This window comes from Bacillus sp. KH172YL63 (assembly GCF_011398925.1).
In the GTDB taxonomy this organism is placed as follows: Bacteria; Bacillota; Bacilli; order Bacillales; family Bacillaceae_B; genus Rossellomorea.
The window spans coordinates 2,961,909-2,976,743 of record NZ_AP022842.1 but is presented as its reverse complement, the minus strand read 5'-3'; the positions used below and the strand labels follow the sequence as shown (position 1 = coordinate 2,976,743).

Sequence of the window (14,835 nt, the reverse complement as noted above, 5' to 3'; positions counted from 1 at the left end):
TTTTGTAAGGAGTACTGATATGAAGCAATCCATTTATCGACTATTTATTGAACTGACGAATAAAAAATGGTCTTCCTTTCTTATCAGGAAGTTCGTTCAATCGCCATTGAGCCGTCCGGTTATTTCATCATTCATCAAGACATACAAAATCAATGTTGATGAAATAGCCGGGGATGTCAGTGATTATAAAACGCTGCACGACTTCTTTATCCGAAATCTGAAGGAGGATGCAAGGGTCATCCAACACAGTGATGAACAGGCTGTGAGTCCTGTGGACGGACTGATGGCAAGTTCTGGCATCATTACGGATGATTTGCTCATCGAGGTGAAGGGAAAGACTTATTCGATCCTCGATATGCTTGGAAGTGAAGGAAAAGCATCATCTTACAGCGGGGGAGAGTTCGCGGTATTTTACCTGAGTCCTGCAAATTATCACCGCATCCACAGCCCTGTGTCAGGGACCGTCCTATCCAGGTGGTCACTAGGGGATCATTCCTATCCGGTCAACGAGCTTGGATTGAAATATGGTAAAGAAGCGCTGTCTAAGAACTTTCGGTCGATTACCGAGCTTCAGACAAAAGGCGGAAAAGTGGCAGTCGTGAAGGTAGGCGCGATGTTTGTTAACTGCGTGGATTATGTGCACGAGAATAAAGAATGGAAACAAGGCGAGGAAGTCGCATATTTCAGCTTTGGTTCGACCGTCATCCTCCTGTTCGAGAAGAATTCATTTGCTTTCCAGGAAGAGAGAACCGTGCCCCGTAACGTGACGGTTGGTGAGACGATTGGAGATTTCATCCGGTAAGATTAGAACACATCCTGAATGAAGCGGGTTTCTCCTATAAAAAGAGGACGGATTCCATATGAATCCGTCCCATTTCATGTTAGTATTCTACGAAGTAGCTTTAATTTTATTAGTAAGAGATCGACGGTGAATTTCCATTTCGATGAGGCGAATGAATTCAGTATTGAGTTTTAACTCCAATGCTTTAAAATACGAATCAATCAACAACTCGTCCGATAACTTCCTCATTAAGGCCACCTCCAATAATCATTCTTTATTATTTCGAAACATTTACGTGTTTACGTTTTTAAGTAGTAATTAAACTTTACCAAATATATTTTTTTAGAACAAGCGTTCCTTTATCCACAATTTAAAGTGGATAAGATGTGATTAACTTGTATATAACTGGTAAATACTCGCTATTTTTGTTCTGTATAATGTGTATAAGGTTATCCACAACATAGAGGAAAACGAAGAATTTGTCGAAAAATATTTATGGTTGGGAAGAATAATCATGGATTTCAAGGAATATATATGATTTTTTTTTGAATCCGTATGTAAAATTGGTTATCATTAATCTGTTATAGGTTAAAGGTATACTATAGGAAGAGTGCGTTAAAATGGAGGGATTTTCTTTTGAGGGGAGTCATCCATATCATTGATAAAGAAATTTGAGGTGTAGCAAGTGATCAAGCAGTTTTTACCCAATGAACAGGTTCAGGATATCTTTAGTATCAGTCCGGGGCATTTAAAGGAAAAAGGAATTAAGGCAATCATAACAGATTTGGATAACACACTGGTGGAATGGGACAGGCCAAATGCCACGCCGAAGCTGATACAGTGGTTTAAAGAGATGCAGGAGCAAGGCATCCTTGTCACAATCGTATCCAACAATAATAAAAGCCGTGTCGGTGCATTTGCAGACCCGCTTGGCGTGCCGTTCATCTTTCAGGCCCGCAAGCCGATGGGACGGGCTTTTAAAAGAGCGATTGAGCAAATGGGTGTAAAATGGGTGTAAAAAAAGAAGAGACTGTCGTCATCGGCGATCAGCTTTTAACAGACGTTTTAGGTGGAAACCGCAGCGGATTCCACACGATCCTGGTCGTTCCGGTTGCCCAATCGGACGGATTTGTGACAAAGTTCAACCGCCGGGTGGAAAGAAGAATCATGAAGTTTTTCAAGCGGAAAGGCATGCTTGAGTGGGAGGATAAAAAGTGAGTCAAGTTGTATGTATAGGTTGCGGCGTTGAAATTCAGACGGAAAACAAAGAGGGAATGGGCTATGCACCGCCATCGGCCCTTCAAAAAGAAGAAATCATCTGTCAACGTTGTTTTCGGTTGAAACATTATAATGAAGTCCAGGATGTTCCGTTGACAGATGACGACTTCCTGAAAATATTGAATGAACTTGGAGATTCAGAAGGATTGATCGTCAAAGTTGTAGATATATTTGACTTTAACGGCAGCTGGCTTCCAGGGTTGCACCGGTTTGTCGGCAAGAATCCGATCCTCTTGATCGGGAATAAAGTTGACCTGCTTCCGAAATCAGTCAAGCCTGCCAAACTGATCCACTGGATGAAGCATGAGGCTAGCCAGCTCGGTCTGAAACCGATCGACGTTCAGCTTGTGAGCGCGGCTAAAGGACAGGGAATTACAGAAGCGATCGAAGCGATCGAAGAATATCGGAACGGCAAAGACGTCTATGTGGTTGGATGTACCAATGTAGGGAAATCAACCTTCATTAACCGGATCATCAAGCATGTATCAGGGGAACAGGATGTGATCACAACTTCCCACTTCCCTGGCACGACGCTTGATATGATCCAAATTCCTCTGGATGATGAGGAGTCGCTCATAGACACACCGGGAATCATCAATCATCATCAGATGGCCCATTTTGTTGATAAGCAGGACTTGAAAATCATCACTCCGAAGAAAGAAATCAAGCCCCGGACGTTCCAGCTGAATCCGGAACAAACATTGTTCTTTGGCGGATTGGCCAGATTTGATTTCATGGCAGGTAATCGTCAGCCGTTCACCTGCTATTTCTCGAATGAGCTGAACATCCACCGTACGAAGATCGAGAAGGCGGATGAGCTTTATGAGAATCATGCAGGTGAGTTACTGCAGCCGCCAAGGAAGGATGACATGGGTAACTTCCCGGCGCTCGTGAGGCATGAATTCAAGATTAAAGAAGCGAAGACCGACATCGTTTTCTCCGGTTTAGGGTGGATCACCGTAAATGAGGCAGGGGCGACGATTGCGGCCCATGTTCCGAAGGGCGTCAGCGTGTTCCTGAGAAAATCATTAATCTAGGAGGGGTCATGTGGCTTTATATGGTGTGATAGGAGATCCGATCGCACACTCCATGTCACCCCTGATGCATACGAGCGCTTTCAGGGAGAGTGGTGTTGATGCAACTTATGTTAAATTTCACGTGAAGAAAGAGGACCTTCCTCAAGCCATTGAGGGAATAAAGGCCCTTGGGATCCGGGGAGTGAATGTGACGGTTCCCCATAAGGAGCAGGTCATGGAGCTATTGGATGAAATCGATCCTTTGGCAGAGGCGATTGGTGCAGTCAATACGATCGTCAATGAAAATGGTAAGCTCACCGGCTACAATACAGATGGACTCGGGTATGTAGAGGGACTTAGAAACATGTCCAAGGAGCCTCTTGAAGGGAAGTCTATGCTCATCATCGGCGCAGGCGGGGCTGCAAAGGCCATTTATTACACACTTGCATCCCTCGGGGTGAGGGTGATCGATGTGACCAACAGGACGAAAGAGAGAGCGGAGAAGATGATTGGGGCCTGCCCCTTTCAATTGGACTCCACCTCTCTTACACTTGAAGAAGCTGAGAAGCGTCTGCAGGATTACGATGTCATCATCCAGACGACCTCGATCGGGATGTTCCCGCATATCGACGAGAGTCCGCTCGTGATGCATGAAGTGAAACAGGGAAGCATCGTCAGTGACATCATCTATAACCCATTGGAAACATCCCTCCTGAAACAGGCGAGGGAAAAAGGTGCACAGACGCAAAATGGACTTGATATGTTTGTCTATCAAGGTGCACTCTCATTTGAAAAATGGACAGGGATTTTCCCTTCTTATTCAATAATGAAAAACACCGTTTTACAACAACTAGGAGGTTAACATGTTAACAGGTAAACAAAAAAGATTTTTACGTGCAGAAGCTCATCATTTAAATCCGGTCTTTCAAGTAGGGAAAGGCGGAGTGAATGATAATATGATCAAAACAATCGGGGAAGCGATTGAGTCAAGAGAATTGATGAAAATCAGCATCCTTCAAAATTGTGATATGGACAAATCCGAAGTGGCTGATCAGCTGTCTAAAGGCGTAGGGGCAGAAGTCGTTCAGGTAATCGGGAATACGATCGTCCTTTACAAAGAATCAAAAGAAAATAAGCAAATCATTCTTCCACGTTCACGATAAGGATTGATACGATGAAGAAAAAGGTAGGACTTCTGGGAGGTACGTTCAACCCTCCCCATATAGGTCATTTGGTCATTGCCGAACAGGCGCTGGAAAAGGCCGGTCTCGATGAAATCCGCTTTCTGCCGAATCACGTGCCGCCCCATAAACAGGCCGACGAGCGTGTGTCGCCGCAACAGCGGGTAAACATGCTGGAAAAAGCCATACAGGGTCACCCCCGCTTTTCGATTGAAAAAATCGAGCTTGAAAGAGAGGGTGCTTCTTATACATTCGACACGATCAAGTTATTGACGGAAAGAGAAGGAAACACCGAATTTTCGTTTATCATTGGCGGGGATATGATTGAGTACCTTCCCAAATGGCATCGAATTGATGAGCTTCAGGAAATGGTGAAGTTCATCGGGGTGAACCGGCCGGCATATACCCATGAGACCCCCTATGATGTTCATTTGATAGAGGTCCCTGCCATCGATCTTTCTTCTTCTTACATTCGCGACACAGTAAAGAAGGGACAAACGGTCCGCTATTTAGTTCCCGATGATGTGTATCGATATATAAAGGAGGAGGGATTGTATGAATAGAGAAAAAGCATTGGAAATCGTGAAAGAGCATTTAACCCATCACCGGTTTGTCCATACTTGCGGCGTGATGGAAACAAGCATAGAATTGGCAAAACGGTATGGAGCAGATGAGGGGAAAGCTGAGTTGGCTGCGATTTTCCATGATTATGCCAAGTTCCGTGATAAAGAGGAAATGAAGGGGATCATCATTGAAGAGAACCTCCCACAGGACCTTTTATTGTACAACAGTGAACTTTGGCATGCCCCTGTTGGTGCGCTGCTCGTAGAACGGGAAGTCGGCATCAAGGATGAGGAAATCCTTGATGCGATCCGTTATCATACATCAGGGAAAGAAGGGATGACCATCCTTGACAAGGTGGTGTATCTGGCCGATTACATCGAGCCGAACCGTCAATTCCCTGGTGTGGAAGAGGTAAGGGAACTTGCCGAGGAATCATTGGATCTTGCACTCATCAAAGCCCTGCAGAACACGATGACCTTTTTAATGAAAAAAAATCAAGCGATTTACCCGGATACTTTCCGGTTTTATAATGGATTAGTATTCAATCAGAGGAGATGAAGGAATGGAAAACAACTTAGTGGAATTAGCGTATAAAGCCGCTGATGATAAACGTGCTGAAGATATCGTCGTATTGGATATGAAAGGTGTTTCTTTAATTGCGGATTATTTTTTGATCTGTCACGGGAACTCGGATAAACAGGTTCAGGCCATTGCCCGTGAACTGAAAGATGCAGCTGAAGAAAAAGGTTACACGGTCAAACGCCTGGAAGGCTTCGACCAAGCCCGCTGGGTGCTTGTTGACCTTGGGGATGTTGTGGCCCATGTCTTCCATAAAGAAGAAAGAGGCTACTACAACCTTGAACGTTTGTGGGGAGACGCATCACATGTAGAAGTTGGACAAGGTGAGAACCTGTAAATGAGTTATGAACGTTTTGCTTATGTTTATGACTACCTGATGCAGGACGTCCCATATGACGCCTGGTTGGCTTTTGTCAATAAACAGGCAGCGGCTCATGGCATCAAGGGAAAGAAAGTACTGGACATTGCTTGTGGAACCGGAGAACTGTCGTTGAGACTGGCAGGGGACGGTTATGATGTCACCGGTGTAGATCTGTCGGAAGATATGCTCATGATTGCAAAGGAGAAGGCTTCTGCCAGGAATGCCCGTATCCAATTGTTTCAACAGGATATGTCAAAGCTTGACTCCCTTGGTGAATATGATGTCATCACAATCTTTTGTGATTCATTGAATTACCTTGAGGTTGAGTCGGATGTATTGGAAACATTCAAGGGTGTTTATGATCACTTGAAGCAAGATGGACTATTCCTTTTTGATGTGCATTCGATTTTCAAGATGACACAGATTTTTATCAATCAGACCTTTACACATACTGATGAACAGGTATCATATATTTGGGACTGTTTCCCGGGAGAGGTTCCGAACAGCGTCGAACACGAATTGACTTTTTTCGTGAAGGATGATGAGACGGGGCAGTATGAAAGGGTCGAAGAACTTCACAAGCAGAGGACGTATCCAGTGCTTACCCTGAAGGAATGGTTGGAGGAGTGCGGCTTTGAAGTCGTAGGAATCACTTCAGACTTCACCGAAGGATCTCCGGCCGATCAGAGTGAACGGATATTTTTCAGTTGTAAAAAGAAATAACACTTGATGCAGGGGTAAAAGCCTGCCCATGTAAACGAAAATCCGAACGATCATTCGAGATTCTTTTATGAGAATCGAATGGGTTCGGATTTTTTTGTGGTTGATTTAGCCTTGTGGGACCGTCAGCATTGAGACTCATTTATTAGAGGGAAGAAGAGTCCAGGCCGTTGAGTATATCGTATCAAGACAAAAAATTTTTTTGGATCGCAAGAAAAAAGCAGGAAAAAGCATATTTTTGTCGAAGTAAATAAAAAAGGAGTCTCTCTAGACTCCGAATTGTGATTTCGTTCCTTCGATATCATCCACAAATTTCTTCTGGGTCGCCTCAAATAATTTCTCGAATACATCCCCTAACTCTCTTTCCATCACAGATATCCCGATACCCGTCACGCCACCCTTCACACACACCTTTTCCTGCAGCGTCGGCAGCGTATAGATCTTCTTCTGCAATAAATCCCCGAGTCCTACCAGCATCTCTGAAGCCAGTACCGTTGCCGTTTCCTTATCGATTTCTGTTACTTCGACTGCGGCATCGATGAATCGCTGGGTCACATAGCTGAAAAATGCAGGCCCGCAGCTGACGATGTCAGATGCCACACGCGTTACATCCTCCTCTATGACAACAGGTGTGGAAATATGTTCTGCAATCGTCGTTAATTCCTGTCTCCATTTATTTGAACACGCTGTACCAAACGTCAACAGTGATACCCCGCTCAGTGCACGATTGGTGATACTTGGGATAAACCTTGCGCAGGAACTTGATAACACCGATTGCAACTGGTCCACACTGACCGGACTCGTGATCGATACAGCGCATTTATCCTTGGAGAACCGATCCCTATGATCCATGATCACATCATATACATCATGCGGCTTGACGCAAAGGAAAATCAGATCAGAAGCATCGATCACTTCCTGATTTGAACCCATCACATGGATGGCAGGAGACTTCTCTTTTATGGCTTCGGCTTTATATAATGATCGATTTGTAATATGAAGCTGTGAAGGAGCTATCGCCTTTGAATCAATGAGAGCTTCAATAATGATCTTCCCCATATTTCCGGTTCCGATAATACCTATTTTCATGTGCAGCCCTCCTTCTATGCACTCTCTCCTAAAACTTATGAATTCCTTTCCGTGAATATTCCATTCGAGGTGATTTCCGATGCAGACGTTAATCGAAAAATACAGATCAATCGTGGTGTTATGTGTCATATGCGCAGTGGGATTGGCTGTCTATATGTTTAAAAGTGCTTCAAGTGCCCCTGTCGAAGAACCTCCTTTCATTCAGGCTGCCGCAGAAGAAGAGGTGAAAGAACCGGAACAGATTGTGCCGGAAAGCGTGTTCGTCGATGTGAAAGGCGCGGTGGTGAATCCCGGACTCTATGAGGTGAAACTTGGGGACCGGCTGAAATTTGTCATTGACCGTGCAGGAGGGTTTACTGAAGACGCCGATGAAAAAATGATGAATCTGGCGACAAAAGTGAGCGATGAGATGATGATTTATGTCCCGAAGAAAGGGGAGGTCGATGCACCGATAGATCTGCTGCTCCCGATCCAGGAGGGAGGTTCGGATTCCGACAAGCTTAATATCAACACTGCCACACAGCAGGAGTTCGAAACGCTACCGGGCATAGGACCCGCCAAAGCGGCCGCCTTTGTGCAATACCGGGATGAGAATGGTCCGTTCGCCTCGATTGAGGACATACAAAAAGTTTCAGGGATAGGGGAAAAGACTTTCGAAAAATTGAAAGAACAAATCTCTGTACAATGAATTGACGAAACATAGGGAATCTTTATACACTTAAACAAGCAACGTAAAAAACAACAGAGGGGAGAATGAGGATGGAAAGAATTGCTTGGCACCAGTATTTCATGGCCCAGAGCCAACTCCTTGCACTGCGGAGTACATGCACAAGGCTTGCTGTCGGGGCAACCATCGTCCGTGACAAACGAATCATCGCCGGGGGGTATAACGGCTCGATAGCGGGAGGGGACCATTGCATCGATGAAGGGTGTTATGTCATTGACAATCACTGTGTGCGGACCATTCATGCCGAAATGAATGCCCTTCTCCAATGTTCCAAATTCGGAGTCGGCACCGGGGATGCTGATATTTATGTGACCCACTTTCCTTGCCTTCAATGCTGCAAGGCGCTGATTCAGGCCGGGATCAAGACGGTTTATTATGCAAAAGATTATAAGAATCATCCGTATGCCATCGAGCTGTTTAAAAAGGCTCACGTCCATGTAGAAAAAGTTCCATTCCAGGAAAGCAGCATCGATGTGAACCACAGTGAAAAAGCGGCGTTGATGCTCCAGCTGATCGAGGAGTTAAGAAATCAAGGAGCCACAGAAGAGAAGCTCAAGCTTTATGAACAAGAATACATAAAATTGTTTGATGAATAAGGGGATATGGCTTTACCTGGCGATATCAGTGCTGTCCGGGACGTTACTCGCACTCCAATTTCAATGGGGTGCGGTCGTTCTTTCCCTTCTCATCCTTTCCCTGATCCTCAGAAAGATGCCACGGCACGTCATACTCCTTTCACTCATTTTCCTCTCCGTATCATTCACAACGGCTCTCCTTCATGAAAGAAACAATCATACTGGACTGTCCCCGGGGCAGGATCTGCAGTTATACAATGTTGAACTTACAGACATACCAACTATTGATGGAGATTCGTTTGTTTCACTTGCCAAGCTGCAGGATGAAAAGGTCCTTCTCCGCTATTCCTTTCAATCAGAGGAAGAAAAGAATGAATTTCAGAAACTGAAGCCGGGTTTTTCTTGTCGGATAAAGGGGGCACTAAAAGAACCGAAGCCTAGCAGAAATCCCAATTTATTTGATTATCGAAGCTATTTATCCCATCAAGGGGTCTTTTGGATATTGGATGCAGCAGAAGTTGAGGGTTGTACGGATAATAGTACGTGGAAACATACATTGGCACATGTCCGCTTTCAAGGAATGCATAAGATTGAAGAATCCTTCCCGGCTTCTACCGTCGGTGTGGCACAGGCGCTCATCTTTGGAGAAAGCAGAAGCATTGCAGAGGATACGATGAAGAATTTCAGGGAGCTCGGAGTCGTCCATTTGCTTGCGATTTCCGGACTTCATGTCGGGTTGTTGTTCGGGGCTTTATATTATGTTTTATTAAGAATCGGCCTGGCAAAGGAAGCGGTGTCCTGGACGGGGGTGGGATTCCTCCTGTGCTACATCATCCTGACCGGGGCGTCTCCTTCTGTCATCCGTGCATCGGGCATGCTGATATTCCTTCTCCTTGGTAAAAAAGCAAACAGGCGCTTAACCGTGGTTGACAGCTTATCCTTCGTGTTTTGCTGTATCGCCTTATATAGTCCGTATTCCGTTTTCAATCCTGGTTTTCAGCTTTCGTTCATCGTCAGTTTTTCTTTGATTTTATCTTCTGCCGGGATCATCCAGGACCCATCTTCTTTCCGTCAGCTGTGTAAAGTGACCTTCGTTGCCCAGTTATCTTCCCTTCCCGTCGTGTTATACCATTTCTTTGAATTCCCCCTGATTGGATTCATCACGAATCTCATTTATGTTCCTTTGTTTTCCGTTATCATCCTTCCACTATCCATCCTGCTGTTTTTCCTTTCCGCTTTGACAGATGCCGCAGTCGTGCTCCGATTGTATGAAAATCTTCTCGGAATCATTTTTGAATGCTCCTCCTACCTCGCTTCACTTCCATTTAGTACAGTGGTGTTTGGAAGGCCGCCCTTTCTTTTCTTACTTGGCTATCTCAGCATCATTTACGGTGCATTTGTCGGAATGGAAAAACGAAAAACGTTAAAGGCGTTGACATATTTGCTCCTGTTTGTGCTGTTTCACCAGCTCATCACCGACTATGATCCTTACGGGGAAATTGTTTTCATTGATGTGGGGCAGGGGGACAGCACCTTGATCAGGCTGCCGTATAACCGTGGTACCTATCTGATTGATGCTGGGGGAGAAGTGAACTTCGAGAAGGAGAAGTGGGAAGAAAGGACGAAGCACTTTTCCGTAGGGGAAGATATCATCGTCCCTTTTTTAAAAAGCAAAGGCATCACAGTCATCGACGCAATGATCTTGACCCACGGCGATATGGATCATATCGGAGGTGCCCAGGCGGTCATGGATGAACTGAAGGTGCGTGAGATACTGATCAGTCCTAACAGCCAGGAAAAGGATGAAATAGCAAACATCATTGAGTTGGCAAGTAGCAAGAGCATTCAGGTGAGAGAAGGGATGTACTTAACCAGTTGGCAGGGGGATCGAAATGGTCTTCATATTGTGTCACCACAGGATGCGGTATACGAAGGGAATAATGATTCAATCGTGTTGTATGGGCGGATCGGTCCGCTGAGATGGTTATTTACCGGAGATCTTGAGGAGGAGGGCGAAAGGGAGTTTGCTGACACATTCGATTTACCAGTGGACGTATTGAAAGTGGGGCATCATGGAAGCAAGACGAGCACGACGGAAGTCTTCCTGGAAGATACGCATCCGCAGGTGGGCATCATATCGGCAGGGGAATCGAATCGCTTTGGGCATCCCCACCCTGAAGTGATGGAGAGGCTGCGAATACGTGGCCTGACCCTTTATAACACGGCGGAGGACGGGGCGATCACCTATCGTTTTCGGGAGAAAAGAGGAACGTTTTCTGCCCAACTTCCATAGGATGTAGAACAAAACAAATGAAGCGCTAATGAAAAAAGGGGCAGACCTATATCAAAGAGTCAGGCGCCTTCAAACCAACTGTATGATACATGCTGAAAAACAGTACCATATGTGGAAATTGAAGATGCCGGGCACTTTGAGGTCTGCCACCTGTCTTTCATTAAGAGCCGATCAGTTTGATCACTGTTGCAATAATGAACATTAGAGCAAAGAAACCAAAAGAAACAGCGAAGCCAACGCCTGAATCTACTGCATCATTTCTTTTTGATTGTACATTCTTTTCAAATTGGTTCACAACTACCCCTCCTATTTCTATTCTAGTATAGAACAACGCTCATGAAAAATCTATACTTCCCATTACTTTTTCCTTTACTGACAAGAGTTGTCACCCATAAGTTCAATGTCCCCGGGTGACACTAATGACAACAAAGGAAATACCGTTGACGGGTATGGTTCCTAGGTCTTACCCGTGAACGTTAATATAGATATAGGGGGTGTCCTATATGAGGGATGTCCCCCTTTACCCCTTGTCAAAACCGAAAAGCTTTCTTACGATAGAGTAGAGAAAAGAAATAATGGAGAGTGCTGACTTGGTTATTGATATTTGGAAAAAAATAGAGAAGTCTCAATTCGCATCAATATATGTAGTATACGGAAATGAGTCATTTATTATCAACGAAACGAAACAAAGGATCGTCACGAATGCCATTTCTGAGGAAGAAATGGATTTTAACTTTTCCAGCTATGATCTGGAAGAAACGCCTGTGGAAGTGGCGATGGAAGATGCAGAAACCTTCCCGTTCATGGGGGAGAAAAGGGTCGTCATCCTTCAAAACCCTGTTTTCTTGACTGCAGAGAAGACGAAAGAAAAGGTAGAGCATAATATCAAACGCTTTGAGCAATACATACAATCACCTGCTCCCTATACCATCCTGGTCATCACTGCAAATTACGAGAAGTTGGACGAGCGTAAGAAAATCACCAAATTATTAAAGAAAACCGCTGAAGTGGTAGAAGCCAAGAAGCTGAATGAACAAGAATTAAAAGCATGGGTAAGGGAGCGTGCAGCGGGCAACAGTGTGCAAATTGATGAAAATGCTGTCGAGCTATTACTCACTCTCGCTGGAACAAACCTGATGATGCTCACGCAGGAATTGGATAAGCTCTCCCTATACGCAAGTGACACCAATCACATCGACGTGGAAGTTGTCGAGAAACTGACGGCAAGATCCCTTGAGCAGAATATTTTCACGCTGGTAGATAAAGTTGTCCACAGACGGATTGATGAAGCATTGAGGATCTATTATGATCTCTTGAAGCAGAATGAGGAACCATTGAAAGTGCTGGCGATTCTTGCTGGACAATTCCGGCTGATTTATGGGGTGAAGGAACTTTCCAGACGGGGGTATGGACAACAGAAGATTGCTTCCACCCTGAAGGTGCATCCATTCCGTGTGAAGCTTGCGGCAGGTCAGGCCAAACATTTCAGTGACAAGCAGCTGGGCTATATCATCGAACTCCTGTCACAGGGGGATTATGAAATCAAAACAGGAAAAATCAAAAAAGAACTCATGATCGAAATGTTTCTCTTTAAGCTTCATGACCAAAGCTTTACGTGAAGGACATGTCAAAAGAAAAACCACCCGGCCGGATGGCAGGGTGGTTTTTTCAATTAGTTCGCTTTTTTCATTAGGCGAGACTTTTGACGGTCTGCAGCGTTTTTGTGGATAAGACCTTTTTGAGCTGCTTTGTCTAATTGACGTACCGCTTCAGTTACTAGATCTTTAGCGTTATCAGCGCTGTTAGTTGTAGCTGCTTCTGCTTTTTTGATCGCAGTACGCATTGTTGATTTCACTGCAGCGTTTTGAGCGTTACGCTCGTTGCTAGTTTTTACGCGTTTGATAGCTGATTTGATATTTGGCATTTCTGTCACCTCCTATAAAAGGTTCGAGATTCTATGTGACTCGATTTAAATTCCTAAACAATAAGAACAAATGATATTCTATCAAACGAACTGTGATTTTGCAATACTATGACGCGAAATTAAACGAGTGAATGAACAAGAACCAAAAAGGTAAACATAAAAAAATACTGATGCAGAACCAAGCCTGGAGGTAGAGCACTTATGAAAAAAGAAGAAATCGATTTAAGTAAATACTCAGTCCGTACCGACCTCGCCGTCGAAGCAAGGGAAATGGTCGTGGGTGATCAAGCAGAGAATTCGTCATCGATACAAGGCGTCATCATCAAAGAAAAAGATGAGGACGGGGTAAAGGTTTCCCTTGTCACCGTGACGCCCGAAGGTGAAGAAAAGATTGGTAAGAAGCCGGGCAACTATCTGACCATCGAAGCCCACGGCATCCGAGAAGAAGATTCAGAACTGCAGCAAAGGGTGGAAAAAGTATTTGCTAATGAATTTAGTCAATTCCTGAAGCAGAATGCGATCGATAAAAATGCAAGCTGTTTGATCGTCGGGCTCGGAAACTGGAATGTGACGCCGGATTCACTTGGGCCCCGTGTCTGTGAAGATATCATTGTAACGAGACATCTATTCGAACTTCAGCCTGAATCTGTACAAGAAGGATACCGGCCTGTGAGTACCATCGTGCCCGGGGTGATGGGGCTGACGGGGATTGAAACGAGCGATATCATCTTCGGGGTTGTCGAGAAATCGAAGCCGGACTTTATCATTGCAATTGATGCGCTTGCCTCCCGTTCCATCGAGCGGGTCAATTCGACGATACAAATTTCGGATACGGGCATTCATCCTGGATCAGGTGTCGGAAACAAGAGAAAAGGACTGGATCAGGAAACGCTGGGTGTACCTGTCATTGCCATCGGTGTCCCGACCGTCCTGGATGCCGTCACCATCGTGAGTGACACGGTCGATTTTCTCCTGAAACATTTCGGGAAAGAAATGAGGGAAGGGAACAGACCGTCCCGGTCACTTGCCCCTGCGGGATTAAGTTTCGGTGAAAGAAGGAAATTAACCGATGAAGACCTTCCGGAAGCAGAGCATCGTCAAACGTTCATGGGAATAGTCGGGACGCTGGAAGATCAGGAAAAGCGAAAGCTCATCCATGAAGTTCTTTCGCCGATCGGCCATAATCTGATGGTCACCCCGAAGGAAGTGGACGTGTTCATGGAAGATATGGCCAACCTGATTGCGAGCGGTCTCAATGCAGCGCTCCATGATGCGGTGGATCAGGAAAACACCGGCTATCAGACGCGATGAGCATGAAGTGATGACGCCTCTAGGTGGGGAACCCGCCTGGGGCGTTTTGATTTGTAACGTTTAACAGGATAAGGCGGTTCGCCGATAAAAATAGGATATCGCCGTTAAATTCGGGATTTCGCCGATAAAATGAAAATATCGCCGTTATATCTGAGATTTCGCCGATAAAGTAAACATTTCGCCGTTATCCTCCCTTTACGCCTCCTCGATCCTCACCTGATCCTCCGTTTGAAAGACATGAGCGATCCATTTACTTGAATATAACGATAAACAAGCTCTTTTCAGACTGAAAAGATTTCCACAATCATAGATTCCTCTCCCCCTACGAAAATAATAGAGTCCCCTGTTTAATTTTCATCGGAAAACATCATAATGACTACTAAATGGAGTTCTATCAGCTCTAGCATTGTCATAGATTGTACTAGAGTTGAGAAAT

The 14,835-nt window shown here is 44.9% G+C and carries 17 protein-coding genes and 1 pseudogene; 14 read left to right on the top strand and 4 right to left on the bottom strand.

Going from position 1 to position 14,835, the window contains the following annotated elements; all coding sequences use genetic code 11:
• Window positions 1-19: 19 nt before the first annotated feature.
• Window positions 20-802, top strand: a complete 783-nt coding sequence (locus KH172YL63_RS15300) for a phosphatidylserine decarboxylase (RefSeq protein WP_173106914.1) — start codon at window positions 20-22, stop codon at window positions 800-802.
• Window positions 803-889: 87 nt separating this feature from the next.
• On the opposite strand, the gene KH172YL63_RS15295 is transcribed toward KH172YL63_RS15300, so the two are convergent.
• Entirely contained in the window at window positions 890-1,030 is a 141-nt protein-coding gene (locus KH172YL63_RS15295; protein ID WP_044339579.1) for a sporulation histidine kinase inhibitor Sda, read from the bottom strand.
• 436 nt (window positions 1,031-1,466) lie between these two features.
• Here KH172YL63_RS15295 and KH172YL63_RS15290 point away from each other — a divergent pair.
• The 8 genes and pseudogenes from KH172YL63_RS15290 to KH172YL63_RS15255 all read left to right on the top strand — a co-directional run bounded on the left by KH172YL63_RS15290 (window position 1,467) and on the right by KH172YL63_RS15255 (window position 6,483).
• Window positions 1,467-1,999, top strand: a pseudogene (locus KH172YL63_RS15290) (YqeG family HAD IIIA-type phosphatase).
• Window positions 1,996-3,096, top strand: coding sequence for a ribosome biogenesis GTPase YqeH (gene yqeH, locus KH172YL63_RS15285; RefSeq protein ID WP_173106913.1), 1,101 nt, complete (start codon window positions 1,996-1,998; stop codon window positions 3,094-3,096). The pseudogene KH172YL63_RS15290 and the gene yqeH overlap by 4 nt, the downstream one beginning before the upstream one ends.
• 10 nt (window positions 3,097-3,106) lie before the next feature.
• Window positions 3,107-3,937, top strand: a complete 831-nt coding sequence (aroE, locus tag KH172YL63_RS15280; protein WP_269475157.1) for a shikimate dehydrogenase — start codon at window positions 3,107-3,109, stop codon at window positions 3,935-3,937.
• Between the two features lies 1 nt (window position 3,938).
• On the top strand, window positions 3,939-4,238 hold the full coding sequence (gene yhbY / locus KH172YL63_RS15275) for a ribosome assembly RNA-binding protein YhbY (RefSeq protein WP_173106912.1): 300 nt from the start codon (window positions 3,939-3,941) through the stop codon (window positions 4,236-4,238).
• Window positions 4,239-4,249: 11 nt separating this feature from the next.
• Window positions 4,250-4,819 carry a nicotinate-nucleotide adenylyltransferase gene (locus KH172YL63_RS15270; RefSeq protein WP_173106911.1) on the top strand — a complete coding sequence of 190 codons (570 nt, stop codon included), beginning with the start codon at window positions 4,250-4,252 and terminating at the stop codon, window positions 4,817-4,819.
• Complete coding sequence (gene yqeK, locus KH172YL63_RS15265; protein WP_173106910.1) at window positions 4,812-5,378, top strand: bis(5'-nucleosyl)-tetraphosphatase (symmetrical) YqeK; 567 nt, start codon at window positions 4,812-4,814, stop codon at window positions 5,376-5,378. Before KH172YL63_RS15270 ends, yqeK begins: the two co-directional genes overlap by 8 nt.
• Before the next feature lie 4 nt (window positions 5,379-5,382).
• Complete coding sequence (rsfS, locus tag KH172YL63_RS15260; RefSeq protein ID WP_173106909.1) at window positions 5,383-5,736, top strand: ribosome silencing factor; 354 nt, start codon at window positions 5,383-5,385, stop codon at window positions 5,734-5,736.
• Entirely contained in the window at window positions 5,737-6,483 is a 747-nt protein-coding gene (locus KH172YL63_RS15255) for a class I SAM-dependent DNA methyltransferase (RefSeq protein WP_173106908.1), read from the top strand.
• 264 nt (window positions 6,484-6,747) lie between these two features.
• Here the strand turns inward: KH172YL63_RS15255 and comER are convergent, their stop codons facing one another.
• Window positions 6,748-7,569 (bottom strand): late competence protein ComER, encoded by an 822-nt coding sequence (gene comER / locus KH172YL63_RS15250; RefSeq protein WP_173106907.1) that lies wholly within the window; start codon window positions 7,567-7,569, stop codon window positions 6,748-6,750.
• 79 nt (window positions 7,570-7,648) lie between these two features.
• Between comER and KH172YL63_RS15245 the strand changes: the two genes are divergently transcribed.
• From KH172YL63_RS15245 to KH172YL63_RS15235, 3 genes are all read left to right on the top strand, one after another.
• Window positions 7,649-8,257 carry a helix-hairpin-helix domain-containing protein gene (locus KH172YL63_RS15245; protein WP_173106906.1) on the top strand — a complete coding sequence of 203 codons (609 nt, stop codon included), beginning with the start codon at window positions 7,649-7,651 and terminating at the stop codon, window positions 8,255-8,257.
• Between the two features lie 71 nt (window positions 8,258-8,328).
• Window positions 8,329-8,892: a ComE operon protein 2 gene (locus KH172YL63_RS15240; RefSeq protein ID WP_173106905.1), complete on the top strand. Its 564-nt coding sequence runs from the start codon at window positions 8,329-8,331 to the stop codon at window positions 8,890-8,892.
• The gene (locus KH172YL63_RS15235) at window positions 8,885-11,164 is read left to right on the top strand and encodes a DNA internalization-related competence protein ComEC/Rec2 (RefSeq protein WP_173106904.1); all 2,280 of its coding nucleotides are present in this window, start codon (window positions 8,885-8,887) and stop codon (window positions 11,162-11,164) included. Before KH172YL63_RS15240 ends, KH172YL63_RS15235 begins: the two co-directional genes overlap by 8 nt.
• Window positions 11,165-11,324: 160 nt before the next feature.
• Here the strand turns inward: KH172YL63_RS15235 and KH172YL63_RS15230 are convergent, their stop codons facing one another.
• The gene (locus KH172YL63_RS15230; RefSeq protein WP_173106903.1) at window positions 11,325-11,459 is read right to left on the bottom strand and encodes a YqzM family protein; all 135 of its coding nucleotides are present in this window, start codon (window positions 11,457-11,459) and stop codon (window positions 11,325-11,327) included.
• A 295-nt stretch (window positions 11,460-11,754) separates the two neighbouring features.
• Here KH172YL63_RS15230 and holA point away from each other — a divergent pair, with 295 nt between their 5' ends.
• Window positions 11,755-12,783, top strand: a complete 1,029-nt coding sequence (gene holA, locus KH172YL63_RS15225; protein WP_173106902.1) for a DNA polymerase III subunit delta — start codon at window positions 11,755-11,757, stop codon at window positions 12,781-12,783.
• 53 nt (window positions 12,784-12,836) lie between these two features.
• On the opposite strand, the gene rpsT is transcribed toward holA, so the two are convergent.
• The gene (gene rpsT, locus KH172YL63_RS15220) at window positions 12,837-13,088 is read right to left on the bottom strand and encodes a 30S ribosomal protein S20 (RefSeq protein ID WP_098353137.1); all 252 of its coding nucleotides are present in this window, start codon (window positions 13,086-13,088) and stop codon (window positions 12,837-12,839) included.
• Between the two features lie 201 nt (window positions 13,089-13,289).
• Here rpsT and gpr point away from each other — a divergent pair, with 201 nt between their 5' ends.
• On the top strand, window positions 13,290-14,399 hold the full coding sequence (gpr, locus tag KH172YL63_RS15215) for a GPR endopeptidase (RefSeq protein WP_173106901.1): 1,110 nt from the start codon (window positions 13,290-13,292) through the stop codon (window positions 14,397-14,399).
• The last annotated feature ends 436 nt before the right edge of the window (window positions 14,400-14,835 follow it).